The sequence below is a fragment of the Acidovorax sp. Root275 genome (genome assembly GCF_001428965.1).
In the GTDB taxonomy this organism is placed as follows: domain Bacteria; phylum Pseudomonadota; class Gammaproteobacteria; order Burkholderiales; family Burkholderiaceae_C; genus Acidovorax; species Acidovorax radicis.
The window spans coordinates 894,895-920,427 of the sequence record NZ_LMJH01000001.1 but is presented as its reverse complement, the minus strand read 5'-3'; the positions used below and the strand labels follow the sequence as shown (position 1 = coordinate 920,427).

Genomic DNA, 25,533 nt, shown 5'->3' with positions numbered 1-25,533 from the left:
GACATCAGCCCAGCAACCCCAGCATGGCGGCACGCACGGTGGCGGCCGTCTTGTTGGTGGTTTGCAGTTTGGTCACGGCATTCTTGACATGGAAGTTCACGGTGTTTTCCGACACATCCAGCAGCGAGGAGATGTCGGCAGAGGTCTTGCCGTCGGCGGTCCATTTGAGCACCTCGATTTCTCTGGCTGTCAGATGCGGCTGCATCAGTTCGGCCTGGCGGGTCGTAAAGATGCGCGACAGGATCAGGTGCGCAATGTGCGCCAGCCAGCGCATCTTCATCTCACTGTGGGCGATCTCTTCGGGTGTCAGGGCCTCGGACGGACGCGCCAGCGTCAGCATGCCACGCACCCCGCCGCCGTCAATGCACGATTGCGCCCAACCAAAACGCAATCCGAACGATCGTGCGTCTTCCCAGAAATTCTGGGCCGATGCAAACACATCGTCCGACCAGACCAGCGGGGTCTGCTTGCGGCATCCGTGGAGCACCGTCGGATCGATCTGCACATAGCCCTGTTGCGCATACCGTTCCTGCCAGGCCAAGGGGTAGTTGTTCAACAAAATGGTCTTTGGGTTGGACAAGGGCATGGGTACCCGCAGGCCATAGGCGCAGTACTCAAACCCCAGAGCGTGCGCAGCGAGCTCGATTTTGCAAAAAACCTCTTGCTCTGACTGCGCGCGGTCCATCACCCCCAAAAGATCTTCTTGCCAGCTTGTCATAGGACTCCAACACCGAGCACCACCCCACAGAGACTGACCATCCGCACGCGAATTACGCGCCATCAACCGCCGTTACGTTTTTTTCACATTCTGGCGGCATTGAAGCCCTTTGGCGAGTTGATTTTGACCAGAAAGGCCGACGGAAACACCTACCAGAGTTGGTAGTTACAAATATCTTTCCGTGATTTTCTAATCGACGAAACTCACGAGGGCACCTCCAATGCGCATCACCTCCGGCTGCTCTGCTGAACTGCACCCACCATTGATGACCCGCATGGCCCGGTACCGGCACCGTGTTTTTGTGGAAAAACTGGGCTGGCAACTTCATTGCCGCGATGCCCTGGAGCTGGACCAGTTTGACCGGGACGACACCGTCTACGTCATCGCACAAAACGAAGACGGCGAGGTCATCGGCACCGCCCGGCTGCTGCCCACCACCCGCCCCTACCTGCTGGCCGAGGTGTTCCCGCAACTGCTCAACGGCGCCCCGGCACCGAACGCACCCGAGGTGTGGGAACTGTCCCGCTTTGCCTCGATGGACCTTTCGGGGCCTACGGGCTCCGCGCTTGACCAGTTCTCCTCGCCCCTCACCACCGGCCTGCTGCAGGCGGCCAGCCGCTGCGCCATGGCGCGCGGTGCCCAGCGCATGGTCACCGTCTCACCGCTGGGGGTGGAACGCCTGCTGCGCCGCACGGGTTTTGAATCCTACCGCCTGGGGCCACCGACCGTGGTCCAGGGCCATCCGCTTTTTGCGTGCGCCATCCGGTGCCAGTGAACGCGCTTGCCGCACGCCCCAACCGCCCCCTGGACTGACCATGCCGCTTCCCGCCTCACTCCAACCCTCGGCCAAGGACCCTGCCGCTGCAGCGAAAGGCCTGACGCCCCACGGCCTGCGGGTGGTGATCCCGCACATGGGCCGGGTCACAGCCCCCCTGCGCGAGCAGCTGCTGCAGCAGCGCCCCGTCACGTTATGGCTCACAGGCTTGAGCGGTGCGGGCAAGTCCACCCTGGCCTACGCGCTGGAAGAGCAGCTGCACACCCTCGGGTTTGCCAGCTTCGTGCTGGACGGAGACAACCTTCGGCACCGGCTCAACCGGGACCTGGGCTTTAGCGCGGCCGAACGCTCGGAAAACATCCGGCGCGTGGCCGAAGTCGCCGCCCTCATGAACGACGCCGGGCTGATGGTCTTCACCGCCCTTATCTCGCCCCAGTGCAGCGACCGCGCCATGGCCCGTGCGCTCATCGGCGAGCACCGTTTTCTGGAGGTGCATGTGAGCACCCCGCTGGACGTGTGCGAGGGCCGCGATCCCAAAGGCCTGTACACCATGGCGCGCGCGGGGCACATTCCGCAGTTCACAGGGGTTTCCGCCCCCTACGAGGCGCCTGAATCGCCCGATTTCAGCATCGACACCGCCCACCTGAGCCTGGCCGACGCCTGCGCGCAGGTGCTCGCGCTCCTGCGCCAGCGCGGGTACATCCGCTAATGCCACCCGACCAGTTCCGCCCCTTTTTGCAAGACCTTTTCCATGTTCACTGATCGCTTCTCAGCCGCAGCCGCGCCCCCCGCCTCCGCACCCGCCGACCGTGGGTTGCAGGCCTACGACCTCTTCAATGGCGACGCCGACGGGCTGTGCGCGCTGCACCAATTGCGCCTGGTAGAGCCCCGCGACAACTTTCTCATCAGCGGCGCGAAGCGGGACATTGCCCTGTTCGACCAGCTGCCCTCCGGGCGGCCGCTGCAGGTGACCGCGCTGGACATCTCGTGGGACCGCAATGCACAGGGTGTGTGCCGAGTGCTCAACGGAGGCGGCCAGGTGACTTATTTCGACCACCACAGCGCAAAAACCCTCTTTCGCCACCCGCGGCTCACGGCCCACATCGACACAAGCCTCGACGTATGCACCAGCATCCTGGTGGACCGCCACCTGGGTGGTGTATTGCACCAGTGGGCCATCGTGGCGGCCTACGGCGACAACCTGGACGCCGTCGCCGATCGCATGGCGCGGGAACATGGCTGCACAGCTGGCACGCGCGGGGCGCTGGCGCAGCTGGGTTACCTGCTCAACTACAACGCCTACGGCGAAAGCCGCGAAGACCTGCACTTTTGCCCCGTGCAGCTGTACCGGTCACTCCACCGCTTCGAGAGCCCGCTCGATTTCATGGCCAAGGCCTACGAATTCCGACGCCTGCAAGAGGGCCACGCCAGCGACCTGCAGGCCGTGCAGGACCTGGCCCCCTACACCACCAACGACAGGGCCAGCGTGTATGTGCTGCCCGACCGCGCCTGGGCCCGGCGCCTGTGCGGCACCCTGGCCAACCAGCTCGTGGCACGCAACAACGGGCGCTCGGTCGCCGTGCTCACCCCGCGTTCGGACGGCGACTTTCTGGTCAACCTGCGCATTGGCAGCGCCAGCGCCAGCCGTGCAGACATCTTCTGCAGCCGCTACCCGGCGGGTGGCGGGCGGCATCGCGCGGGTGGCATCGACCGCCTGCCCGACCAAGACATGGACCGCTTCATCAACGAGTTCTTTGCGCACCTGGAGGCAGACACACCATGAACCAGCCACCCCACACCCCGCGCCCGCTTCCGCTGCTGATGATTCCGCTGCGGCGCTGCGGCAGCCACGCGCTGCGCCTGCGTCTCAATGCCAGCCCTCAGTTTCATTCGCCGTATCCCCTGCACATCGTGGATTTCATGCCGATGGTGCCGCTGTATGGCGACCTGCGCGACGACAGCGCGTACCGGCAGATGGTCAAGGACGTGGTGGGCCTGCAGGCGGCCAGCATGGTGAAGTGGCCGGGGGTGCACTTCGACGCCGAAGAGATTTTCAGCGCCCTTCAGGGCAAACCCCGCAGCGTGCACCGCATCGTGTGGGAGCTGCTGCTGCGCAGCGCCGAGCTGCACGGGGCCAGCGTGGCCATGGACAAGTCGTTGGACAGCGTCCACTACGCCCACGAACTGATGGAGCTGTTTCCCGACATGCGGTTCCTGAACGTGGTGCGCGACCCCCGGGCGCAGGTGGCGTCGATGAACCGCGCGATCATCCATGACTTCGATACCACGCTCAACGCCCAGGCCTGGGTCAAGGCCCACACTGCTGGCCGTGCACTGGCGCTGCGCTACCCGGACCGCGTGCTCACCATCCGCTACGAGGACTTCCTGAGCGACCAGGAGCACACGCTGCGGCGCATCTGCCAGTTCATCGGCATCGAGTTTTTGCCGCAGATGCTGGACATCGCCGCATCGCAGGAGGCGCAAGACCTCTCCCGCAGGTCCGCCCTGTGGGAGTCCAACTGCTTTGCCCCCCTGCCGGCCCACAAGGACAAGTTCAAGACCCAGCTGCAGCCGCACGAAATCGAGACCATCGAGAGCCTGGCGTGGGAGTTCATGCACTACTACGGCTACGAATGCATGACCGATGCCCAGGCCCCCCACCCCACGCCCGTGGTGGTGGCCCAGTGCCAGCAGCAGTCAGAGCGGCACCGCCGCGAGGCGTGGGAGCAGCTGCTGCGCAGCGCGCCACGCGACTACGCAGCCCGCCGCGTGCGGGCGGACTACCTGGCACGCGTGGGCCAGCGCCTGCAAAGCACCAGCTCTCTCGAAACCGGCGCGGCGGCCCTTTCCTGACACGCGCCTGCCTGCCCCACAAGACACCCGGACCGCCCCAGCCACCGGACGCCAGCACCCCTTTCACCCCCACTTCGCCACTGCATCCCCAAGGAGCCGCCATGCGCATCAAAGACCTGAAACTGGGCATTCGACTCGGAGTGGCATTTGGAATGCTGCTGCTGATCACCGTGGTCATCGCCACACTCGGTGTCTTGAGCGTGACGGCGCTGCAGCGCAGCAATGAACACATCGCCACCTCGGAGCTCAAGCGCCAGGGCCTCATGCACCAGTGGCAGACCGACATCCAGATGAACTGGCTGCGCACCGAGGCTTTGCTCAAGGCCAACGACGCGCCCTACACCAGCAAGCTCAAGAAGGACATGTCTGCAGTGGTCGAGGTGCAAAGCAAACGCATGCAGGAAGTGAGTGGCTACCTGTTGCCCGGCAAGGAAACCCAGCTGTACGACCAGGCCATTGCCGCGCGCGACGCCTACCGCGTCAAGCGCACCGAACTCGTCAAGGCCAAGGAAGCCGGGCAAGACGTGGTCGCGCAGACCGACACCGTGCTGGCCCCCGTCTTCCAGAACTACGCGGCCGTGCTGCAAGAGCTGACCCATACGCTCGATGAAGGCGTGGCCACCACGTTGAAGGAAACCACCCGCAAGGCCGAGGCCAGCACCGCCTGGGTGAGCGGCAGCACCGTGCTGGCCATCCTGGTGGGCCTGTTCCTGGCCTGGTGGACCACACGCTCCATCACCGCCCCGGTGCGGCAGGCGGTCCAGGCCACCACTGCCATCGCCGCGGGGGACCTGGCAACCCCCATTCCCCAGGGTGCCAAGGACGAGCCGGGCCAGCTGCTCACAGAACTGGCCCACATGCGCGACAAGCTGGCCGAAATCGTGGCCAACGTACGGCAAAGCGCCGAAAGCGTCTCTACCGCCAGCGCAGAAATCTCGCAGGGCAACCACGACCTTTCAGCCCGCACCGAACGCCAGGCCAGCGCGCTGGAGCAGACCGCCGCCTCCATGGAGGAGCTGGGCTCGACCGTGAAACAGAACTCCGACAGCGCCCAGCAGGCCAACAAACTCGCCCTGAGTGCCAACAATGTGGCCGTGGAGGGCGGCAAAGTGGTGGCCCAGGTGGTGGAGACCATGAAGGGCATCAACGACAGCTCCAAGAGGATCTCCGACATCATCAGCGTGATCGACGGCATCGCCTTCCAGACCAACATCCTGGCCCTGAATGCTGCCGTGGAAGCCGCGCGCGCGGGCGACCAGGGCCGGGGCTTTGCCGTGGTGGCCAGTGAAGTGCGGGGGCTTGCGGGCCGGTCCGCCGAGGCCGCCAAGGAGATCAAGGAACTCATCTCCGCCAGCGTCAACCGTGTCGAGCAAGGCACTGCACTGGTGGACAAGGCGGGGCAGACGATGACAGACGTCGTCCAGTCGATCCGGCGCGTCACAGACATCATGAGCGAGATCAGCGCCGCCAGCGCCGAGCAGAGCGATGGCGTAGGCCAAGTGGGTGAAGCCGTCATGCAGATGGACCAGGCCACCCAGCAGAACGCCGCCCTGGTCGAAGAAATGGCCGCTGCCGCCAGCAGCATGAAGAGCCAGGCCCTTGATCTCGTCAAAGTGGTCTCGGTGTTCCGTCTGGATACGGCGTGCAGCGGAGCCCCCCTGCACGCCGCCGGCCGGGCGCCCTCCCCACAGGCCCTCAGCGCCATGGCGCCAGTTGCTCGGGTAGGCGGCCCCCGTGCCATAGCGGCAGCCTGATGGCCGTGTGGGCAACGTTTTTTTGGGTCTTTTGAGGGCCTGGCGCTTGAAGGGTCTCATAGTTTGCTACACAAAACATAGCAAACACACTACCATCCAGCCAGGATGTGCGGCCCCTTAAACCGGCTTCGGCCTCGACATGGCCCACTGCACGGCCAGGATACTGCCCAGCACCACCAGCATGCCCACCAGCGCCACGCCCGTCATGGCCTGTCCCAGCATCAACCAGCCCAGCAGCACGGCCGTGACGGGGCTCAGCAGCCCCAGCGATGACACCGCCACCGACGGCAGGCGCGCAATGCCACGAAACCACAGGGCATAGGCCAGCAAGGCCCCCGCCAGGCTCAGGTAGACATAACCGCCCACCTGGGTGGCCGAGAGCGCAGGCAGCGGCGGGTCCACCAGCCAGGCCACCGGTGCCAGCATGATGCCGCCCGCCAGCAGCTGCCAGCCGGTGAACGCCAGCACCGGCAGGTCTGACCGCCAGCGCCGCGACCAGAACGTGCCCGCCGCCATGCACACCGTGCCCACCAGCGCGGCGGCCACGCCCACCATGTCCCACCGCGCGCCCGGCGACAACAGCAGCGCGGCCATGCCCAGCACGCCCAAGGCCCCTGCCGCCAGCGCCAACCCAGGCGGGCGCCGATGGTCCATGCCCCAGACCAGGCCCATCACCACCAGCGGCCCGATGGCGCCCACCACGGCGGCCACACCACCCGGCAAGCGGTAGGCCGCCACAAACAGCAGGGCCTGAAAGACTCCGATGTTGAGCGCCGACAGCACCATCAGCCGCCACCAGCCCTGCCAGTCGCCCCATGCGGGCCAGCGGCGGCACCACAACACCAGCAACAGCCCCGCAGGCAGCGTGCGCAGCAACGCGGCGGTGAAGGGCCGGTCGGGCGGCAGCAGCTCGGTAGTGACGATGTAGGTGGAGCCCCAGATGACCGGGCCCACAGCCGTGGTCAGCGCATCGAGCCAGGGGGAAGAACGTGTAGCAGTCATGTAGCGGCCATGCAGAGATCGATTAAAAACCAAAAACCTATTATTTATCTTCAATTCAAGACAAAAACTCTAACATACAATCTCGAATTCAAGATAAATTTACCCGACAAACAATCCATGGCCACCCAACGCCAACCCGACGCCGTGGACGCCATCCTGGCCCAGTGGCACCGCGAGCGCCCCGACCTGGATGTGGGCCCCATGGGCCCTATCGGCCGCATCAAACGCTGTGCCGCGCTGCTACAGCGGCGGCTCGACGAGACCTTTGCCGAGTTCAACCTGAGCTTCTGGGAGTTCGACATGCTGGCCACGCTGCGCCGCAGTGGCGCCCCCTACTGCCTGGCGCCCACCACGCTGTTTTCGACGCTCATGGTCACCTCCGGCACCATGACACACCGCATGGGCAAGCTCGAGGCCCAGGGCTGGATCACCCGCCTGCCCAACCCCGACGACGCGCGCAGCTCGCTGGTGCAGCTTACGGCCGAGGGACTGGCGCTGATCGACCGCGCGGTCGAGGCGCACGTGGCCAACGAACACCGCATCCTCGCCCCCCTCAAGGCCGCTGACCTGGCGGCGCTGGATGCGCGGCTGGCACTGCTGCTGGCGGCGCTGGAGTCGCCTGCGGATCAGTAGCGGCGCATGGACATGCGTACTGCGCAGTAACATGGCGGGATGCCACAAAATCACCTTTACATCCTCACCGGGGCCTCACGCGGCATGGGCCTGGCCATGGCCCAGCAGCTTTTGAAGAGCGGCAACACCCTGGTCTGCATTGCACGCAGTGCCAATGCCGACCTGACCACCGAGGCCAAGGCGGCAGGTGTCTCCATAGAGCAATGGCAACAAGACCTGTCGCAAGGGGAGCAGGCTGCACACAAGCTGCAGGCCTGGCTCAGCGCCGAGGGCCCACAGGCGTTTGCCAGCGCCACGCTGATCAACAACGCGGGCGTGATACCCCGCATAGCGCCCCTGTCGCACAGCGATGCCGCCGATCTGGCCCATGCCCTGCGCGTCGGCCTGGAAGCGCCCATGCAGCTCACCGCCGCTTTTCTGGGCGCCACAGACGCCTGGACGGTGCCACGCAAGGTGCTCAACATCTCCTCCGGCCTGGGCCGCCGCGCCATGGCCTCGCAGGCCGCGTACTGCGCCGCCAAGGCGGGCATGGACCATTTCACGCGCTGCGTGGCGCTGGACGAAGCCCTCAAGCCGCACGGCGCCAAGGTGTGTTCGCTGGCGCCGGGCGTGATCGACACCGACATGCAGGTGCAACTGCGGGGCGCCGCACCCGAAGCGTTTCCGGACCAGCAGAACTTTGCCAACCTCAAGACGGGCGGGCAGCTCACGTCGCCCGCCGACGCCGCCACTCGCGTGCTGGCCTGGCTGGACCGTGCCGATTTCGGTGCAAACCCCGTTGCCGACGTGCGGGACGCGTGAACCGAAAGCTCCTATTTTGATAGCATTCAGCGCTTGATAGACAAGCGGCAGCGACCCATTTGATTCGAAACCTCTCTGAAAGGACCTCCCCATGACCCGTGAAGTCGTCGTCGTCAGCGCAGTGCGCACCGCCATTGGCACCTTTGGCGGCAGCCTGAAGGACGTGCCCCCCACCGAACTGGGCGCCCTCGTGGTGCGCGAATCGCTTGCGCGTGCCAACGTGGAAGGCAAGGATGTGGGCCATGTGGTGTTCGGCCATGTGGTGAACACCGAGCCCAAGGACATGTACCTGTCGCGCGTGGCGGCCATCCACGGCGGCTGCGGCGAGGGCACGCCCGCCTACAACGTGAACCGCCTGTGCGGCTCGGGCCTACAGGCCATCGTCAACGCCAGCCAGTCCATTTTGCTGGGCGACACCGACGTGGCGATTGGCGCTGGCGCCGAGAACATGAGCCGCGTGCCCTTTGCCAGCCTGAACATGCGCTGGGGCGCCCGCATGGGTGACACCAAGATGGTGGACATGATGATCGGCGCACTGCACGACCCCTTCCACAACATCCACATGGGTGTGACGGCCGAGAACATCGCCGCCAAGTGGGGCATCAGCCGCGAAGACCAGGACAAACTGGCCGTGGAAAGCCACAACAGGGCCGAACGCGCCACGCAGGCCGGCGTGTTCAAGGACCAGATCGTGCCCGTCACGTTGAAGAGCAAGAAGGGCGATGTGCAATACGCCACCGACGAGCACTTCCGCCCCGGCGCCACCATGGACGACCTGGCCAAGCTCAAGCCCGTCTTCCTCAAGGAAAACGGCACGGTGACCGCTGGCAACGCCTCGGGCATCAACGACGCCGCCGCCGCCGTGGTGCTGATGGAAGCCGGTGCCGCCAAGGCCCGTGGCGCCAAGCCCCTGGCGCGCCTGGTGGCCTATGCCCACGCAGGAGTGGACCCCAAGTACATGGGCATTGGCCCGGTGCCAGCCACGCAGCTGGCATTGAAGAAGGCGGGCCTCACTGTCAACGATCTCGACGTGATCGAAGCCAACGAGGCCTTCGCGGCACAGGCCTGCGCCGTGACCAAGGACCTGGGCCTGGACCCGGCAAAGGTCAACCCCAATGGCTCGGGCATCTCGCTGGGCCATCCCATTGGCGCGACCGGCGCGCTCATCACCGTGAAGGCCATCCATGAGCTGCAGCGCATCCAGGGCCGTTACGCGCTGGTGACGATGTGCATTGGCGGCGGCCAGGGCATTGCAGCGATTTTTGAACGTATCTGACCGCACGCAGGGCATGGCGGCATCGCCACCGGCGATGCTGCCATCCTGTATCGGCAAGGTCTGCGCTGCGGAGGATCGGCGATCATCCGCGGCTGGCACCAAGACCAGGGCAGCGCACCCGCGCAGCCGCCCCATCGATTGAACCGACGGAGACATCTCTCACCATGATTCGCACCCTGCTTCCCCTCACCGCACTTGCTTTTGCCGTGGGCACCACCGCGCACGCCCAGACTCCCGCACCGGCTGCGGCCTACCCCACCAAGCCCATCCGACTGATCGTGCCCTTCCCGCCCGGCGGCGGCACCGACATCCTCTCGCGCCTGGTGGCCACCAAACTCACTGAAAGCGCCAAGTGGACCGTGGTGGCCGACAACAAGGCCGGCGCGGGCGGCACCATCGGCATCGGCGAGGCCGTCAAGGCAGCACCCACGGGCTATGACCTCGTGATGGGCCAGAAGGACAACCTCGTGATCGGCCCCTGGCTCTACAAGAACCTGCCCTGGGACCCCACCAAGGACCTGACCGCCGTCGCCCACGTGGCCTACACGCCCGTCGTCATCGCCACCAGCGTCAACTCCAAGTACAAGACCCTGGCCGACGTGGTGGCCGCCGCCAAGGCCGCGCCCGGCACCATCACCTATGGCTCGCCCGGCAACGGCACGTCGATCCACCTGGCGGGCGACCTGTTCGAGAAGGCCGCTGGCGTGAAGCTCAGCCACATCCCCTACAAGGGTTCCAACCCCGCGCTCATGGACGCGCTGGCAGGCAACGTGGACCTGCTGGTCTCGTCCCTGCCGTCGGCCATGGGCCAGATCAAGTCCGGCAAGCTGCGCCCCCTGGCCGTGACCTCGGCCAAGCGCAGCTCGTCCCTGCCTGAAGTGCCCACCGTGGCCGAATCGGGCTTCAAGGACTTCGACGTGAGCACCTGGTACGGCGTGTTTGCCCCCGCCGGTACGCCCGCCGCCGTGGTGAGCGCCGTGAACGCCGAAATCAACAAGCTGCTGGCCACGCCCGACATGAAGGCCGCCATCCAGGCCCAGGGCGCCGAACCCGAAGCCATGTCGGCGGCACAGCTGGGCACCCTGCTCAAGACGGACTACGCCAAGTGGAAGGGCATCGTGGAAGCCTCGGGCGCAAAGATTGAGTAGCCCCCTGAGTCGCCTGAGGCGCCCTCCCCCAAGGGGGACGCACCCGGTAGCCTGGCAGAGCCAGATCCACGGGTGCACTGGCGGGGGTGTGTGCCTGCTCCACGAGCTGTGGAATGTGGGATGCGCGGAGGCGCGGCGTCATCGAGAACTGAAATGAAAAACGGCTCCTTTCGGAGCCGTTTTTCATCGGGATGGCGCTCAGTCCCTCACGACCAGAACCGGGATGTGCACCACGCCCAGCACGCGCTGCGTGACACTGCCCAGCACCAGCTTTTCAAGGCCTCGGCGGCCGTGTGAACCCATCACGATGAGGTCGGCGCCCGTGCTCTCCAGCGCGCGCAGAATGCCGTCGTGCACGGCATGGCCCTCGCCCACCAAGGTGGTCACGTTCACGCCGGCTTCGGCCATGGCTTTGCGCGTGGCTTCCAGGGCTGCATTGGCTTCCGCCGTGGCGGCATTGATGTACTGGGCTTGGCCGTAGGCAAAATCGGCCCCCACGCCGGTGAAGGGATAGGGGTCTACCACGTAGACCGCGGTCACGGCGCTGCCAAAGGTCTTGGCCAGCGCGGCCGCCTTGGACACGGCCAGCATCGAGGTGTTGGAGCCATCGACTGGAACCAGAATGTGCTTGAACATGGTGCTTCTCCTTGGGTTGAATGGTGGACCCGGCTTGTGGCCCGGTTTCTATAACGCCAGTGTGAACGCCCACCATACCGCGCATCTTGATTCGCATCAAATCGGGCGCAGTCAATCACCCACGTTCAGCCCACTGCTGCGGCCTGCCCCACCACATCCGCCCCCTGGAAGTTGCCACGCCGACAGGTCACCACCAAGGTGTCGCGGTACCCGCCTTCGGACACGGGCTGGATGGGGGTGGACTCGTGAATCATGCGGGCATCGTCCAGCAGCAGCAAGGACCAGGGCTCGGTCAGCGTAAAGCGCTGGCCGCTGGGGCCTGCCGCCTCGAACACGCGTGTCTCTCCGCCCTTGACGCCTTCGCGCCCTACCAGGAAGACCGCCACCAGGTCCACGCCATCGCGGTGGGCGCCCTCAGGTGTAGGCCGGCCAATGCCGTCGGTGGTGTCGATGCGGAACTGGTGCGCCTCGATGAACCAGGGCACGGGCGCACCGGGGGGCGCAAACACGGCATCCGACACCCCGGCCAACGCGGCCAGCAGCTGCTGCCACACGGGCTGGGCCACAGTGCCAGGCTCCATGGGCGCAAACCAGCGCTCCATGCCGCCATGCAGCGCGTTGTATTCCACAGGCTGCCAGTGGGCCCGGTGCGATACCTGCTGCAGGCTCCCGCCCTGCGCCACAAAACACGCATGGCGGCGACGGCGGTAGCGGCCGCCATCCTTGAGAAAATCGTCCGGCGGCAATGCCGCCCAGTCGCCGTTCAAAGCCATCAAAGCCGCAAGATCGCAGCCTACCCAGCGGGCTACGTCGGCGGGCGACAACACGGCGTAGCCTGCCTGGCGCAGCTGGCTGGCGACTTCGGAGGGGGCCGTGAACGGGGGAGAAAAAGTGACTTGGGCCATAAGGGCCCGAGCTTAACCGCTGGTGCCAGGGTGCCTGCGGGGATGGCGCCCGCAAAGTGCAGCCGGGCCTGCACCAGCTTTGCACGGCGCCATGCTGCGAGCAGCTGGCTGGCCGGTCCCGCCGTCAGCCAACGCCAGCGATCGATCCATCAATCGCGGTTGCCGTGGCCCTTGCCGTTGCCATGGCCGCGCCCCCGGTCATGGTCACGGTCGTGTTTGCCACCGTGGCGGTGGTCGTCGTCCCAACGGCGGTCATCGCGGCCGTGGCCACGGTGTGCGGGGCCACGGCGTGGTGGTGGCTCCTGCACAAAGTACACCGGCTGGTTGCAGGCGTTGTAGCGGCCGCAATGTTTGCCCCAGTTCTTGGCGTGGCCTGGCGGCACATACAGGTAGATCGGCGCGCGTGGCACCACCACCGCCGGGCGGTGGATGATGACGGGCTCTGCATAGATCAGCGGTGGTGGTGGTGCATTGCCGATGTTGATGCGGCCATACACGCCGGGCGCCAGTTCGCCCCCCACGGTGGCATTGACATACGCCTGGGCGTGGGCCCCACCGGCCGCAGCCAGCAGCAGCGCGGCCATCGCGCCAGACAATAGAAGACGGATTGAGAGCATCGTGGTCATGGTGGTGTTTTTCATCGGGAACTCCTTGTTTTTTCCGCCCCTACCGGCCACAAGGTGGACGGTTGCGGGGACAGGCCCTGGTTTGTCGCAAGGCCTGCCACACCCTACTCCGCCTGGCGTGCAAAAGATGTCAGCGAATGGCGACAAAAACCGCACGCCCCAGCGTCGGGGGCATCGCATTTTACAAGCCCAAATGGCCGCCACCGCATATCAATAAAGCGCCTTATGCAATCAAAATGATAGCAAACATCCCATCCACCTGACCACTGCGGGCTTCACCCCCCTGTGCCGGCCAAGGCGTCCTGCAGCGCGCTGGCAGGCCCCGGCCGTCCAAACAGGTAGCCCTGCCACATGTGGCACCCCAGGCTGGCCAGCATGTCGCGCTGTTCGAAGGTTTCCACGCCTTCGGCAATCACGCCCAGGTCCAGGCTCTGGGCCAGGGTGACGATGGTGCGGGCAATGCTGGCGTCGTTGGCGTTGGTGAGCAGATCGCGCACAAAGCTCTGGTCGATCTTGAGCTGGTCGAGCGGCAGGCGCTTGAGGTAGCTCAAGGACGAATACCCGGTGCCGAAATCGTCGAGCGAAAACCCCAGGCCCAACGCCCGCAGCGTGGTCATGCGCTCGATCGTCTCCTCCACGTCGTCGAGCAGCAGGGTCTCGGTCAGCTCCAGCTTCAGGCGCAGGGGGTTGGCACCCGTTTCTTCGAGCATCCCCAGAACCTCGTCCACAAAATGCGGGTGGCGGAACTGGCGCGCACTCACATTGACGGCCACGGTCCAGCGTGCGGTGTGTGCATCGTTCGCCCACGCCACCAGTTGCAGGCAGGCCGTGCGCAATATCCACGCCCCCAGCGGCACGATGAGGCCTGAAGCCTCAGCCACCGGAATGAATTCGGCAGGCGACACCAGCCCGCGCTGCGGATGCTGCCAGCGCACCAGTGCCTCGGCCCCCACCATCCCGTGGGCCTGGCTGATCTGGGCCTGGTAGTGCAACAGGAACTGGCCGTCGCGCAGGGCCTCGCGCATCCCGGACTCCAGTGCCGTGCGCGCCGTGACCGCCGCCTGGGTGCGCGGGTCGAAGAACCGCAGCGTGTTGCGCCCGGCCCCCTTGGCCTGGTACATGGCCATGTCGCCCCGCTTGAGCAGCTCGTCCACCGAGCCCTGCGCATCGGCATACAAGGCCACGCCAATGCTGCACGAGCTGTGGTACGCGTGGCCACTGAGCGGATAGGCTTGGGCCAGCGCCTGCAGCACCGCGCGCCCCACGGCTTCCGCCTGGGTGGCGGCCTCGTTGGCCTGCGGGCTCAGCCCTTCGATCAGCAACACAAACTCATCGCCCCCCAGCCGCGCCACGGTGTCGCCACTGCGCACGCAGCCGCCCAGGCGGGCGGCCACCTGGCGCAGGAGCTGGTCGCCCACCTCATGGCCCTGCGTGTCGTTCAGATCCTTGAAGTTGTCGAGATCCACAAACAGCAGCGCCCCACCCGCGCCAGAGCGCTCGGAAGCTGCCAGGCCATGCTGCAGGCGGTCGGTCATGAGGCGGCGGTTGGGCAGGCCCGTGAGCGGGTCATAGAACGCGAGCAGGCGGATCTCTTCCTCCGCAGCCTTGCGGTGGGAGATGTCAGTCTGCGTGCCCACATAGTGGGTGACCTCGCCCTGCGGAGAACACACAGCCGTCACCGTGATCCAGGCGGGGTACACCTCGCCGTTCTTGCGCCGGTTCCACACTTCGCCCTGCCAGGCGCCACTGCTTCGCAGTGCACTGTGCATGGCCTCGTAGAACTGCGCATCGTGGCGGCCAGACTGCAGCACACCCGGCGTCTGGCCCACCAGCTCCTCCACGGTGTAGCCGGTGAGGCGCGCATACGACCGGTTGGCCTTCAGGATGCGCTGGTCCGGCCCCGTGACCACCATGCCCTCGAACGACTCGAACACCGACGCCGCGATCCGCAGCGATTCCTCGGCCTTGCGCCGCTCGGTAATGTCGGTGGAGATGCCGCACAGCGCATGGATGCTGCCATCGGGCAGGCGAAGGGGAATCTTGACCGACAGGTAGGCGCGGGTCACGCCATCGGCCAGGTGGGTGTTGACCTCCTCCACTTCCAGCCGCTCGCCATGCTCCAGCACGCGCCGGTCGTTCGCCTGAAGCTGCGCGGCGGTGGCCGGGTCAAAAAAAGCGGCATCGTCCTGCCCGACCACGTCGCTCGCAGGCCGCCCGAACAGCTCCAGGATGTGGCGGTTCGCATACTGGTAGCGGTAGTCCTGCCCCTTGATGTAGATGAAGGCGCCCACGCTGTCCAGGATGGCGGCCAGCTTCTGCTCGCTGGCCTGAAGGTGGCGCGTGCGCTCCTGCACCTTGCGCTGCAGGACCACGGCCAGGAGCGCGGCCAGCAGCCCGAACAGCGCCAGCCCCGCCACGCCCCACCACACCAGGGGCGAGATGTGCAAACCCGGCTCCTGCCCACCCCAGCGGCGCAGGACGTCGGTGTATTGCGCGTCCGCGCCGCTGCGCCAGTCCTGCACCGACCGGTCGATGGCCTCCAGCACATCGGCATTGCGCCCGCGGCCCGTGGCAAAGTACAAGGAGGCGGGCTGAAACACGATGCCCGAATCCACCAGCCCGAACCGGGCTGCATGGAAGTTGCCGAACAGGTGGTTGGCAATCACCGCGTCAGCATCGCCATTTTGTACAAATGCGAAGGCCTCGGCCAACGTGGATGCGTCAATCAGCAGCACCGCGATGCCAAAACTGTCCATCATGCTCAGGAAGGTTGCGCGCTGCACCGAGCCCTTGAGCACCGCCACGCGCTTGCCCGTCAGATCGAACATCGACTGGATGGAACTGCCACGCGCGCGGTAGACCTGCGACCAGCTGTGCAGCACCGGCGAGGCATGGAAGTCGTAAAGCCCCTCGCGCTCGCGGGTGCGGGCCACATCGGGCATCAGATCGAGCTGCCCGGCCGCCAGGGCACCTAGGCAGTCCTGCCAATCGCAAGGGACGTAGCGCAACGTCCACTGCTCACGGGTCGCAACCAGCTGCAGCAGGTCCACAAAGATGCCCGCGGGCTTGCCGTCGGCATCCACAAACACCTTGGGCTCGTTGGAGTACACCCCCACACGCAGTTCGCGCGGAGCCGCCAGCGCAAAGGCGCAGGCCCACAGCAAAGGCAACACCACGGCCCATCGCAACCAGCCGACACGGGGACGACCCAACCGGTACACGCATGGACTCACAGCTTGGCCCTGACCAAATAAAGCCCATGGTAACGAAAGCTTGCAAAAACATCCAAATGCAATCTGCGTTCGTCGGGCTTGGAGTAGCATGTGCCCACCCACCGCTTCGCCCAGGAGACAGCGATGCCCCACGAACGCCGCCACTTTGTCCGCGTCGGCTTTGACGCACCGGCCCTGCTGACCACGTCGACCGATGCATTCAGCGTGCATGTGCTGGACCTGTCCCTCAAAGGTGCCCTGCTCATGGCGCCGGCCCAGGCGAACCTGGAGGCCGGCATGCTGTGCCAGCTCACCATCCCCCTGGCCGAAACTGGCAACCACATCGCCATGTCCACCGAAGTCGCGCATGTCGAAGGCCTGCACACCGGCCTGTTGTGCCGCGGCATTGACCTGGACAGCGTGACCCACCTGCGCCGCCTGATCGAGTTGCAGCTGGGCGACCCAGCGTTGCTGGAGCGCGACCTGGGCGAATTGACGCTGGCAACCTCATCGCACTGACTCCTCCCATAGAAAAAGGGCTGCCGAGGGCAGCCCTTGATGTCGCGCAAGAAGGCCAACATGCCGCTGTGCCTACTGCGCCTCCTGCTCCTGCAGCGCCCGCCACATGACCTTGCCGCTGCCGCTCTTGGGCAGCGCGCTCACCAGCTGCACGATGCGCGGCACCTTGTACACCGCCATGTTCTCGCGGCACCAATCGATGATCTGCTGCTCGGTCGTGTCCTGGTGCGTGGCGCGCAGCACCACCACGGCCTTGACGGTTTCGCCCCGGTAGCTGTCCTTGGCGGCAATGATGCAGGCCTCCTGGATAGCGGGGTGGCGGAACATCAGCGCCTCGACCTCCGCCGGCCAGACCTTGAAGCCGCTCGCGTTGATCATTCGCTTCAAGCGGTCGGTCAGGAAGAAATAGCCGTCCTCGTCCATGCGCCCCAGATCGCCCGAGCGGAAGAAACGCTTGCCTTCGAACTCGATGAAAGACGAAGCCGTGGCATCGGGCCGCTTCCAGTAGCCCTCAAACACCTCGGGGCCATGGATGATGATCTCACCTTGCTCGCCCACCGGCACTTCCTGGAGCGTGTCGGGGTCGATCACACGCGCATCGGTGCTCATGAAAGGGATACCCAGGCACTGCTGCTTGGGATGGTCGGGCGGGTTGGAATGCGAGGGTGCCGCCGTTTCGGTCAGGCCATAGCCTTCCGAATAGCGGAGGCCATATTGGTCCAGCAGGCGCTGCGCCACGGCCTGCGGCATGGCCGCGCCACCGCCGCCGATATAGACCAGGCTCGACAGGTCATAGCTTGCAAAATTCGGACTGCCCAGCAGGTCGATGACCATGGTGGGGATGTTCGTCCAGTTCGTGACCTGGTAGCGCGAGATGAGGCGCCCGGCCAGGTCCCGGTCCCAGCGGGGCATGATCACCAGCGTAGCCGCACAGTAGATAGAGGTGTGCATCACGCTCACCATGCCGGTGATGTGGAACATGGGTACCACCGCCAGGGTGACGTTGTCCACCGAGCCCGTGCCCCACAGGGCCCCGGCCGCAGCGTTGTGCATGATGCTCTTGTGCAGGTGCATGCAGCCCTTGGGCAGGCCGGTGGTGCCGCTGGTGTAGGGCAGCAGCGCCATGTCGTTGGGGCCCACCACCAGCTCCGGGGGCGCATCCTTGCAGGCCACGGCATCCGTCCAGGCATGGGCCTGGCCGCCCTCCAGTGCGGGCAGCGGGTGGCGTGTGCCCAGCCATTCCCGCCAGGCCTCGGGCGGTGCATCGGCACCCGCCACATCCACATCGAATGCATCGCTGAACTGCGCCACCACCAGGTGCGCCAGGCGCTCGGCCTGCGGCAGCGCATTGCTGGCCTTGGCCATCTCGGCAGCCAGGTCGCCCGTGGTGAAGGCCACCTTGGTATCAGGGTCGGTGATGTAGTGTTTGAGCTCTTCCGCACGGTTCATGGGGTTGACCGGCACCACCACCGCGTTGGCCCGCAGGATCGCAAAGTGCGCCATCACCAGCTGGGGGCAGTTCTGCATGCACAACACCACACGGTCGCCGCGCCGCACGCCCAGGCCCACCAGCCGCGCCGCCAGGCGCTCGGCGCCTTCCATCAACTGCCGATAGCTGAGCGACTGGCCAAAGAACACCAGCGCCGTTTTGTCGGGATAGCGGCGGGCACTGATGGCCAGGTTGTCCCACAGCGAGGTGGACGGCAGGGTGATGGACTTGGGCAGGCGGCGGGGCCAGAACTTGTAGTGAGGGCGCATGGAGCAGGGATTCCTTTGAAGAACACAGCCTAGTTCGCATGGTGCCCCACGGCATTGGGGATGGCACTGATGGTGCGTCGCGAATGTGACGCCGAGGTACCGGTCGAACGCGGCGCAGTGGCCACAGGCTGGCGGCGCAGCGCCAGCGCCTCCTGGGCAACTGTGATCGAGATGCGTCGGCTACCATCGTCGCCACGCCGCTTGTTCCTCCTACCTACCAAGACTCGACGACATGCTGACCCTCGTCTACTACGCCCTGATGCTCCTGGTCGGATACTTCTTTTACCGGTACGGACAGAGGTTGCTCAACCAGGGCTTGCGCGGCGAAAACGATGAGTTCACCAAACCACCTGTCGGGCCCATCGGCTTCTTGCTCGTTGCCGGTTTGGGTTGCTACCTTTTGTTCGAAGCCCTGCGCGCAGTGGTGCTGCGCGAAATTCCGTGCGTTGGAAAGGGCTGCACCGGGCAGGTCTACACCCTGGCAGAGCATTCCGGCCAGTACTGGGCCAACCTGTTTTTTGTGGTGTGGATGGTGCTCGCCCTGGGCTACACGATGTACGTGACGATCAAGATCTGGACCAGGGGGTAAGGCGCAGGCCGCCACCCGGGCCATCAACTATTGACCTGCGCCCACAGCTTGTCCAGCCGCTTCACGCTCACCGGCTGCGGCGTGCGCAGCTCTTGCGCGAAGAAGCTCACGCGCAACTCTTCCAGCAGCCAGCGCAGCTCTTGCATGCGCGCATCCACCGCCCCCTTGCGCTCGGCCACCAGGCGCCAGTAGCGCTGCTCTTGCGGGCGCAGTTCGGCCAGTTTGGCGGCGTCGCGGGCGGGGTCGGCGCGGTATTTTTCCAGGCGCAGCGTGATGGCCTTGAGGTAGCGGGCGTAATGCGCCAGTTGGGTCCACGGGGCGGCGGCGATGAAGTTCTTGGGCACCAGGCGTTGCAGCTGCTGCTGCGCATCCTGCGTGGCCTCGGGGGCGTTTTTGGTGTCCTTGATCTTGCGGGCGGCAGCTGCGTATTCGGTGAGGATGGTGGCAGCCAGGCGTGCGACCTCGTTGGCGATCAGCGTGAGGCGGCCCCGGCCCTCTTCCACGCGGCGTTTGAAGGCAAACTCGTCGGTGGGCAGCGGGTCGAGCAAAAAGGCGCGGTCCAGCGCCACATCGATGATCTGGGTGCGCAGCTCTTCCTGTGTGCCCAGGGGCATGAAGGCCACAGCCATCTTCTGCAGGTCGGGGATGTTCTTTTCCAGGTACTTGAGCGCATCCTTGATCTGCAGCGCAAACAGGCGGCGCAGGCCTGCGCGGTGTTTGGCGGCTGCGACCTCGGGCTCGTCGAAGACTTCGATCGTCACGGCGTCGCCACCATCAATGAGTGCCGGAAAGCCGATCAGCGTCTGCCCAGCCTTCCTGATCTCCATGAGCTCGGGCAGCTCGCCGAATGTCCAGGTGGTGTAGCGCTGGCCTGCGGGGGCCGATGGCGTGGCGTTGGCTGGCTTCGTGGGCTGGGCGGGCTGCACCGCGCGTTTTACTCCTGATTTAATAGCTGCTTGCGCTTTACTATCAAGCGCTGGAGACATATTTGAATCAGATTTTTCGCCCTCTGCCGCCGCACCACCAAGCTTGAGCCCCGCCAGCGCCTGGAACGCACCGCGCGCCTTGGCGCCCCACTCGGCCTTGAGGGCACCCAGGTTGCGGCCATGGCCGAGCTGGCGGCCATGTTCATCGACCACGCGGAAGTTCATGAACAGGTGCGGGCTGAGCATGTCGAGCTTGAAGTCGGCGCGCTTCACATCCAGCGAGGTCTCGTCGCGCACCTGCTTGAGCAGCACATCGGTCAGGCTGCCGGTGCCAAACCGCTCGGGCGCGCCCAGCAATTCAGCCAGGCGCGTGGCGCTGTCGGGCAGCGGCACGAAGCGGCTGCGCGGGCGCTGGGGCAGGCTCTTGAGCAGGGCCTGGATCTTGTCCTTGAGCATGCCGGGCACCAGCCATTCACAGCGTTCGTCGCTCACCTGGTTGAGCACGAAGAGCGGGATGGTCACGGTGATGCCGTCGCGCGCGTCGCCGGGTTCGTGCAGGTAACTGGCGGCGCAGTCCACACCGCCCAGGCGCACCGTCTTAGGAAACGCGTTGGTGGTGATGCCTGCGGCCTCGTGGCGCATCAGCTCATCACGGGTGAGCTTGAGCAGATCGGGCTGCTTTTTGCTTTCCTCGCGGTACCACGCCTCAAAGCTGTGGCCGCTGCACACCTCCGGCGGCAGCTGCTGGTCGTAGAAGGCGTAGATGAGTTCGTCGTCCACCAGCACGTCCTGGCGGCGCGACTTGTGCTCCAGCTCTTCGACCTTGGCGATGAGCTTCTGGTTGGCGGCCAGAAACGGCAGCTTGGTCTCCCAGTTGCCGCCCACCAGCGCTTCGCGGATGAACACCTCGCGCGCGGCGTGGGGGTCTACCTTGCCGAAGTTCACGCGGCGGTTGTTGTAGACCACGATGCCGTAGAGCGTGGCGCGCTCCAGCGCCACCACCTCGGCAGATTTCTTCTCCCAATGCGGGTCGAGCAGCTGCTTGCGCAGCACATGCCCGCCAATCTGCTCCAGCCACTGCGGCTCAATCGCCGCAATGCCCCGGCCAAACAGGCGCGTGGTCTCCACCAGTTCCGACGCCACGATCCAGCGGCCGGGCTTCTTGTTCAGGTGCGCGCCCGGGTGTTTGTAGAACTTGATGCCACGTGCGCCCAGGTACCAGTCTTCCTCGTCGCTTTTGGCGCCCACGTTGCCCAGCAAACCGGCCAGCATCGACAAATGCAGTTGCTCATAGCTCGCAGGCTGGGTGTTGATCTGCCACTTGTGCTCGGTGACCACGGTGAGCAGTTGGGTGTGGATGTCGCGCCACTCGCGCAGGCGGCGGATGCTGATGAAGTTCTGGCGCAGCAACTGCTCGTACTGGCGGTTGCTGAGCTTGTGGGTGGCAACTGGGGCGGCAGAGGATGCAGCAGGCGCTGTCGCAGGGCTGCCACCACCGCTGCGCTGCGCCACCGGCAGGTAGGCCTGCGAAGGTGCCTTCTGCGCGGCCATGGCTTTCTGGGCACGGGCCGATGGCAGGCTGGGCGCCCCGCCCCGGGCCTCGTTGATCCATTTCCACAGCTTGAGGTAGCCGCTGAATTCGCTCTTGTCGTCGTCGAACTTGGCGTGTGCCTGGTCGGCCTGCTGCTGCGCCTCCATGGGGCGGTCGCGCACGTCCTGCACGCTGAGCGCACTGGCAATCACCAGCACCTCATCGAGCGCCTTGCGGTCGCGCGCCTCGATGATCATGCGGCCCACGCGCGGGTCCAGCGGCAGGCGCGACAGTTCCACACCCATGGGGGTCAGCTGGTTGGCCTCGTCCACCGCGCCCAGTTCGGCCAGCAGCTGGTAGCCGTCGGCAATCGCGCGGCCCGAGGGCGCCTCGATGAACGGGAACTGCGTCACATCGCCCAGGTGCAGCGACTTCATGCGCAGGATCACGCCTGCGAGCGATGACCGCAGGATTTCGGGGTCGGTAAAACGGGGGCGGCCATTGAAACCGGCCTCGTCGTACAGGCGGATGCAGATGCCGTTGGCCACGCGCCCGCAGCGGCCAGCCCGCTGGTTGGCGGCGGCCTGACTGACGGGTTCGACCAGCAGTTGCTCCACTTTGCTACGAAAACTGTAGCGCTTGACGCGTGCTGTGCCTGCGTCAATGACGTATCGGACCCCTGGCACGGTGAGCGAGGTCTCGGCCACGTTGGTGGCCAGCACGATGCGGCGGCCCGTGTGTCCATCAAAAATGCGGTCCTGCTCGGCCTGGGAGAGGCGTGCAAACAGCGGCAGCACCTCGGCATTGCGCATCACGGGCTGGTGCGACAGGTGCTTGCGCAGGTGGTCGGCGGCCTCGCGGATCTCGCGCTCGCCGGGCAGAAAGACCAGGATGTCGCCCGCTGCATTGCCCTGCCAGAGTTCGTCCACGCCATCGGCAATGGCTTCGTTAAGGCCGTAATCGCGGCTCTCCTCAAACGGGCGGTAGCGCTGCTCCACCGGAAAGGTGCGGCCCGACACCATGATGACCGGCGCTGGGCCCTTGGCGCTCTCGAAATGCTTGGCAAACCGGTCGGCATCAATCGTGGCGGACGTGACGACGACCTTGAGGTCCGGCCGACGCGGCAGGAGCTGGCGCAGGTAGCCCAGCAGGAAGTCGATGTTCAGGCTGCGTTCGTGCGCCTCGTCAATGATGATGGTGTCGTAGGCCTTGAGCAGCGGGTCGGTCTGCGTCTCGGCCAGCAAGATGCCGTCGGTCATCAGCTTGACGGAGGCATCCCGGCTCAGGCGGTCCTGGAACCGCACCTTGAAGCCCACCACATCCCCCAGCGGCGTGTTCAGCTCTTCGGCAATGCGCTTGGCCACGCTGCTGGCGGCAATACGGCGTGGCTGGGTGTGGCCGATGAGCTGGCCTTTTTGTCCAGGCTTTGCGTTGCACTTGCCCCGGCCCAGCGCCAGCGCAATCTTGGGCAGCTGTGTGGTCTTGCCCGAGCCGGTTTCACCACACACGATGATGACCTGGTGCTTGCTGATGGCCTCCATGATCTCTTCGCGCTTGCCCGAGACCGGCAGGGACTCGGGAAAAGTAATACGCAGCGGCGCAGTGCGCGGGGCGGTTGGCAAGGTATGGGGAGGCGCGGATTCGGTCATGAAGGGCTGCATTATCCGAGCCGGGCGTTGGCCGCGTGCAACACGGGCCATGCGCACGGTTGCCAGCCCTGGCGGGCAGCTTCCACAATCGCGCCTCTTGACCATCGCCCGACGATGTCTCCGGCCCCCCAGGAATGACCGAATGCCCCCGCAGACATCTGCCCAGAAACGCTTTGACGACAGCCGCTCCGTCCCGCCCACATCGCAACCACGCCGTGACTGGCTGGCATGGGCTGGCACCGCAGCGCTGACGCCCCTGGTGCCCCTGCTGCCGGGTTGTGGCGGCAGCGGCAATGCCTCTCCCACCATGACGGCAACCATTGCCTGGGGACGCACCGAAATACGCCAGGCCATGCAAGGCAGCGAGGTGCGGGCCGCGTCCATCGCACTGATGCACGGCGACCGTATCGTCTGGCAAGAGGCCTTTGGGGCGCTGGATGAGACCTCGGCCACGCCCGCAACACCGGATACACGCTTCAACGTCGGCTCCGTCAGCAAGGTGCTCGCTGCGCTGGCCATCATGGTGCTGGTGGACCGCAGGCTGGTGCAGCTGGATGCGCCCGTGGTGCGCTACCTGCCACAGTTCACGATGCTGTCGGAGGGCTACCGGGACATCACGGTCCGGCACCTGCTGAGCCACGCTTCAGGGCTGCCGGGCACCTATTCCCACAACCTGTTCGCCTTTGCGCCGCTGCCAGGGTATGCGGCGGAACTGGAGGCGGCCATGGCCAACGTGCACCTCAAGCACACGCCCGGGGCCATGGCGGTCTACTGCAATGACGGCTTCACGCTGGTCGAGCGCATCGTGCTCTCGGTCACCGGGCAGGCCTACCCGGCGTTCGTGCAGTCCGCCATCCTCAACCCGCTGGGCATGGCCCGCTCGGGCTACACACTGCAGCCCTTGCCCAAAGGCAGCTTCGCCCACGGCTCCATCCGCAACGCTCAGCAGGGCCAGGAATTCGTGATGGGTTACGCCACGGGCGGGCTGTGCACCACGCCCGGCGACATGATGAAACTGGCCTCCATGCTCATCCATGGCGGCGAACACGATGGCCAGCGCATCGTGTCCAAAGCCGGCGTTCTGGAGATGGGCAGCGAGCAGAACCAGGGCCTGCGCATCAATCTCAACCCCGACTGGCGCTGGGGCCTGGGCTGGGACAGCACACGACAGCAGGGCCTGGGCGCCGCGGGTGTCCTTGCGTGGCAAAAGAGTGGCGACACCATGTTCTACGCCAGCGACTTCTACGTGTTGCCGCAGGCGGGCATGGCCCTGCTGCTCACCGGCAATGCGCCCGGCTTCAAGCCCGGGCCCATTGCCGAGGGTATTCTGCTGCGCGCCTTGCGGGAAACCGGCCAGCTGCCCGCGCTGCCATCCAAGGTATCCACCGCCATCCCGGCGGCGGCAACCTCTTCTTCAAGCGCTGTGGACGCCATGCTGGGCATCTATGGCCGCTCATCCAAGCCGCTGAAAGCCCTCTCACCCGACAGCCAGCAGATCGACCTGTGGGTCTGGTCGGCACAGGCGAAGGACTGGACCCCGCTCTGCGCGGGGCTGCGCCTGCGAAGCGACGGCTGGTGGTGGTCGGAGGCCCAGCCCGGCACCCAGTACCGGTGGGAACAGGCCGAAGGCCGCCGCTACCTGCTCTCGCGCGAACCCGCCGCAGCGGGGCACTACTGGGTCACCATGCCCATGGGGCAGCAGATGCCTGCCGCTGCCGCCCCGCTGCCCCCGCAATGGGTCGCGCGGATGGACAGCACCTGGCTGCTGGCGAACGAAGCGCCCGAGTCCATTCCACGGGCCCTGGGTGTGGGGGCGGTCGCCCTCCGTGAGCTGCCCGAACTGCCCGGTTATCTCTTCTGGGACGACAGCCAGTTCCTGCTGCCCCTGTCGTCGGACCGGGCCGGCATGACGGTGCAGGTGCCGCTCAACGACGGCCGCGATCTGGTGGAACTGGTCGTGGAGACGCGCGACAAGGAAGAGTGGATGCACGCGGCTGGCTGGACCTACCGCCGCCAGGGCTGAGCACAGCCCGCCCCGCCCTTCCACAGGGTTCGGCGAGGCGCTCGCCCGTCCACTGTTCTTTTCATGCGACACATGCAGGCTTTTGCGGGCCCCTCGGCTTGCCAAGCCCCAGGCACCTCGCCACAATTCGCGCTTCTTTCAGGCCTGTGCCCGCCGCAACGGCAGCCCCTGAAAACACTGGAGGTCACCGCTATGTTTG

At 65.8% G+C, this 25,533-nt stretch carries 20 protein-coding genes; 12 read left to right on the top strand and 8 right to left on the bottom strand.

What is annotated here, in order from left to right; all coding sequences use genetic code 11:
• Positions 1-4: 4 nt before the first annotated feature.
• Entirely contained in the window at positions 5-718 is a 714-nt protein-coding gene (locus tag ASE52_RS04245) for an autoinducer binding domain-containing protein (RefSeq protein ID WP_057224049.1), read from the bottom strand.
• 220 nt (positions 719-938) lie between these two features.
• Between ASE52_RS04245 and ASE52_RS04240 the strand changes: the two genes are divergently transcribed.
• From ASE52_RS04240 to ASE52_RS26400, 5 genes are all read left to right on the top strand, one after another.
• On the top strand, positions 939-1,493 hold the full coding sequence (locus ASE52_RS04240) for an acyl-homoserine-lactone synthase (RefSeq protein WP_010458661.1): 555 nt from the start codon (positions 939-941) through the stop codon (positions 1,491-1,493).
• 40 nt (positions 1,494-1,533) lie between these two features.
• A complete protein-coding gene (gene cysC, locus ASE52_RS04235; protein WP_082606753.1) occupies positions 1,534-2,202 on the top strand; it encodes an adenylyl-sulfate kinase in 669 nt (222 codons plus the stop codon).
• Between the two features lie 42 nt (positions 2,203-2,244).
• Positions 2,245-3,276 (top strand): hypothetical protein, encoded by a 1,032-nt coding sequence (locus ASE52_RS04230; RefSeq protein WP_241776915.1) that lies wholly within the window; start codon positions 2,245-2,247, stop codon positions 3,274-3,276.
• On the top strand, positions 3,273-4,346 hold the full coding sequence (locus ASE52_RS04225) for a sulfotransferase (protein WP_057224047.1): 1,074 nt from the start codon (positions 3,273-3,275) through the stop codon (positions 4,344-4,346). Before ASE52_RS04230 ends, ASE52_RS04225 begins: the two co-directional genes overlap by 4 nt.
• 101 nt (positions 4,347-4,447) lie before the next feature.
• Positions 4,448-6,100 carry a methyl-accepting chemotaxis protein gene (locus ASE52_RS26400; RefSeq protein ID WP_057224045.1) on the top strand — a complete coding sequence of 551 codons (1,653 nt, stop codon included), beginning with the start codon at positions 4,448-4,450 and terminating at the stop codon, positions 6,098-6,100.
• A gap of 117 nt (positions 6,101-6,217) precedes the next feature.
• Here ASE52_RS26400 and ASE52_RS04215 read toward each other — a convergent pair whose 3' ends face one another.
• Positions 6,218-7,102, bottom strand: coding sequence for an EamA family transporter (locus ASE52_RS04215; RefSeq protein WP_057224043.1), 885 nt, complete (start codon positions 7,100-7,102; stop codon positions 6,218-6,220).
• Between the two features lie 117 nt (positions 7,103-7,219).
• Here ASE52_RS04215 and ASE52_RS04210 point away from each other — a divergent pair, with 117 nt between their 5' ends.
• The 4 genes from ASE52_RS04210 to ASE52_RS04195 all read left to right on the top strand — a co-directional run bounded on the left by ASE52_RS04210 (position 7,220) and on the right by ASE52_RS04195 (position 10,960).
• Positions 7,220-7,735: a MarR family transcriptional regulator gene (locus ASE52_RS04210; RefSeq protein ID WP_010458648.1), complete on the top strand. Its 516-nt coding sequence runs from the start codon at positions 7,220-7,222 to the stop codon at positions 7,733-7,735.
• Between the two features lie 39 nt (positions 7,736-7,774).
• A complete protein-coding gene (locus ASE52_RS04205) occupies positions 7,775-8,536 on the top strand; it encodes an SDR family NAD(P)-dependent oxidoreductase (RefSeq protein ID WP_010458647.1) in 762 nt (253 codons plus the stop codon).
• 91 nt (positions 8,537-8,627) lie between these two features.
• Positions 8,628-9,812, top strand: coding sequence for a beta-ketothiolase BktB (bktB, locus tag ASE52_RS04200; protein WP_010458645.1), 1,185 nt, complete (start codon positions 8,628-8,630; stop codon positions 9,810-9,812).
• Positions 9,813-9,976: 164 nt separating this feature from the next.
• Positions 9,977-10,960, top strand: coding sequence for a tripartite tricarboxylate transporter substrate binding protein (locus ASE52_RS04195; RefSeq protein WP_057224041.1), 984 nt, complete (start codon positions 9,977-9,979; stop codon positions 10,958-10,960).
• Positions 10,961-11,158: 198 nt separating this feature from the next.
• On the opposite strand, the gene ASE52_RS04190 is transcribed toward ASE52_RS04195, so the two are convergent.
• The 4 genes from ASE52_RS04190 to ASE52_RS26395 all read right to left on the bottom strand — a co-directional run bounded on the left by ASE52_RS04190 (position 11,159) and on the right by ASE52_RS26395 (position 16,360).
• Positions 11,159-11,596, bottom strand: coding sequence for a universal stress protein (locus tag ASE52_RS04190; protein WP_010458641.1), 438 nt, complete (start codon positions 11,594-11,596; stop codon positions 11,159-11,161).
• 125 nt (positions 11,597-11,721) lie between these two features.
• Positions 11,722-12,501, bottom strand: coding sequence for a 2OG-Fe dioxygenase family protein (locus ASE52_RS04185; RefSeq protein WP_010458639.1), 780 nt, complete (start codon positions 12,499-12,501; stop codon positions 11,722-11,724).
• Positions 12,502-12,650: 149 nt separating this feature from the next.
• Positions 12,651-13,142, bottom strand: a complete 492-nt coding sequence (locus tag ASE52_RS04180; protein WP_010458637.1) for a hypothetical protein — start codon at positions 13,140-13,142, stop codon at positions 12,651-12,653.
• Positions 13,143-13,402: 260 nt separating this feature from the next.
• Positions 13,403-16,360 carry an EAL domain-containing protein gene (locus tag ASE52_RS26395; RefSeq protein ID WP_277814396.1) on the bottom strand — a complete coding sequence of 986 codons (2,958 nt, stop codon included), beginning with the start codon at positions 16,358-16,360 and terminating at the stop codon, positions 13,403-13,405.
• A 123-nt stretch (positions 16,361-16,483) separates the two neighbouring features.
• On the opposite strand from ASE52_RS26395, the gene ASE52_RS04170 reads away from it, so the two are divergent.
• A complete protein-coding gene (locus ASE52_RS04170; RefSeq protein ID WP_057224037.1) occupies positions 16,484-16,858 on the top strand; it encodes a PilZ domain-containing protein in 375 nt (124 codons plus the stop codon).
• A 72-nt stretch (positions 16,859-16,930) separates the two neighbouring features.
• Here ASE52_RS04170 and ASE52_RS04165 read toward each other — a convergent pair whose 3' ends face one another.
• Positions 16,931-18,616 carry a long-chain fatty acid--CoA ligase gene (locus ASE52_RS04165; protein ID WP_057224034.1) on the bottom strand — a complete coding sequence of 562 codons (1,686 nt, stop codon included), beginning with the start codon at positions 18,614-18,616 and terminating at the stop codon, positions 16,931-16,933.
• 232 nt (positions 18,617-18,848) lie between these two features.
• Here ASE52_RS04165 and ASE52_RS04160 point away from each other — a divergent pair, with 232 nt between their 5' ends.
• The gene (locus tag ASE52_RS04160) at positions 18,849-19,205 is read left to right on the top strand and encodes a hypothetical protein (protein ID WP_057224032.1); all 357 of its coding nucleotides are present in this window, start codon (positions 18,849-18,851) and stop codon (positions 19,203-19,205) included.
• Between the two features lie 23 nt (positions 19,206-19,228).
• Here ASE52_RS04160 and hrpA read toward each other — a convergent pair whose 3' ends face one another.
• On the bottom strand, positions 19,229-23,311 hold the full coding sequence (gene hrpA, locus ASE52_RS04155; protein WP_057225185.1) for an ATP-dependent RNA helicase HrpA: 4,083 nt from the start codon (positions 23,309-23,311) through the stop codon (positions 19,229-19,231).
• Between the two features lie 142 nt (positions 23,312-23,453).
• Here hrpA and ASE52_RS04150 point away from each other — a divergent pair, with 142 nt between their 5' ends.
• Positions 23,454-25,334: a serine hydrolase domain-containing protein gene (locus tag ASE52_RS04150; protein ID WP_057224030.1), complete on the top strand. Its 1,881-nt coding sequence runs from the start codon at positions 23,454-23,456 to the stop codon at positions 25,332-25,334.
• Positions 25,335-25,533 lie beyond the last annotated feature (199 nt).

What these genes read in the sequence shown, in the direction of transcription:
- ASE52_RS04245 (WP_057224049.1), bottom strand. Translation starts at nt 718, where the DNA reads ATGACAAGCTGGCAAGAAGATCTTTTGGGGGTGATGGACCGCGCGCAG.
- ASE52_RS04240 (WP_010458661.1), top strand. Translation starts at nt 939, where the DNA reads ATGCGCATCACCTCCGGCTGCTCTGCTGAACTGCACCCACCATTGATG.
- cysC (WP_082606753.1), top strand. Translation starts at nt 1,534, where the DNA reads ATGCCGCTTCCCGCCTCACTCCAACCCTCGGCCAAGGACCCTGCCGCT.
- ASE52_RS04230 (WP_241776915.1), top strand. Translation starts at nt 2,245, where the DNA reads ATGTTCACTGATCGCTTCTCAGCCGCAGCCGCGCCCCCCGCCTCCGCA.
- ASE52_RS04225 (WP_057224047.1), top strand. Translation starts at nt 3,273, where the DNA reads ATGAACCAGCCACCCCACACCCCGCGCCCGCTTCCGCTGCTGATGATT.
- ASE52_RS26400 (WP_057224045.1), top strand. Translation starts at nt 4,448, where the DNA reads ATGCGCATCAAAGACCTGAAACTGGGCATTCGACTCGGAGTGGCATTT.
- ASE52_RS04215 (WP_057224043.1), bottom strand. Translation starts at nt 7,102, where the DNA reads ATGACTGCTACACGTTCTTCCCCCTGGCTCGATGCGCTGACCACGGCT.
- ASE52_RS04210 (WP_010458648.1), top strand. Translation starts at nt 7,220, where the DNA reads ATGGCCACCCAACGCCAACCCGACGCCGTGGACGCCATCCTGGCCCAG.
- ASE52_RS04205 (WP_010458647.1), top strand. Translation starts at nt 7,775, where the DNA reads ATGCCACAAAATCACCTTTACATCCTCACCGGGGCCTCACGCGGCATG.
- bktB (WP_010458645.1), top strand. Translation starts at nt 8,628, where the DNA reads ATGACCCGTGAAGTCGTCGTCGTCAGCGCAGTGCGCACCGCCATTGGC.
- ASE52_RS04195 (WP_057224041.1), top strand. Translation starts at nt 9,977, where the DNA reads ATGATTCGCACCCTGCTTCCCCTCACCGCACTTGCTTTTGCCGTGGGC.
- ASE52_RS04190 (WP_010458641.1), bottom strand. Translation starts at nt 11,596, where the DNA reads ATGTTCAAGCACATTCTGGTTCCAGTCGATGGCTCCAACACCTCGATG.
- ASE52_RS04185 (WP_010458639.1), bottom strand. Translation starts at nt 12,501, where the DNA reads ATGGCCCAAGTCACTTTTTCTCCCCCGTTCACGGCCCCCTCCGAAGTC.
- ASE52_RS04180 (WP_010458637.1), bottom strand. Translation starts at nt 13,142, where the DNA reads ATGAAAAACACCACCATGACCACGATGCTCTCAATCCGTCTTCTATTG.
- ASE52_RS04170 (WP_057224037.1), top strand. Translation starts at nt 16,484, where the DNA reads ATGCCCCACGAACGCCGCCACTTTGTCCGCGTCGGCTTTGACGCACCG.
- ASE52_RS04165 (WP_057224034.1), bottom strand. Translation starts at nt 18,616, where the DNA reads ATGCGCCCTCACTACAAGTTCTGGCCCCGCCGCCTGCCCAAGTCCATC.
- ASE52_RS04160 (WP_057224032.1), top strand. Translation starts at nt 18,849, where the DNA reads ATGCTGACCCTCGTCTACTACGCCCTGATGCTCCTGGTCGGATACTTC.
- hrpA (WP_057225185.1), bottom strand. Translation starts at nt 23,311, where the DNA reads ATGACCGAATCCGCGCCTCCCCATACCTTGCCAACCGCCCCGCGCACT.
- ASE52_RS04150 (WP_057224030.1), top strand. Translation starts at nt 23,454, where the DNA reads ATGCCCCCGCAGACATCTGCCCAGAAACGCTTTGACGACAGCCGCTCC.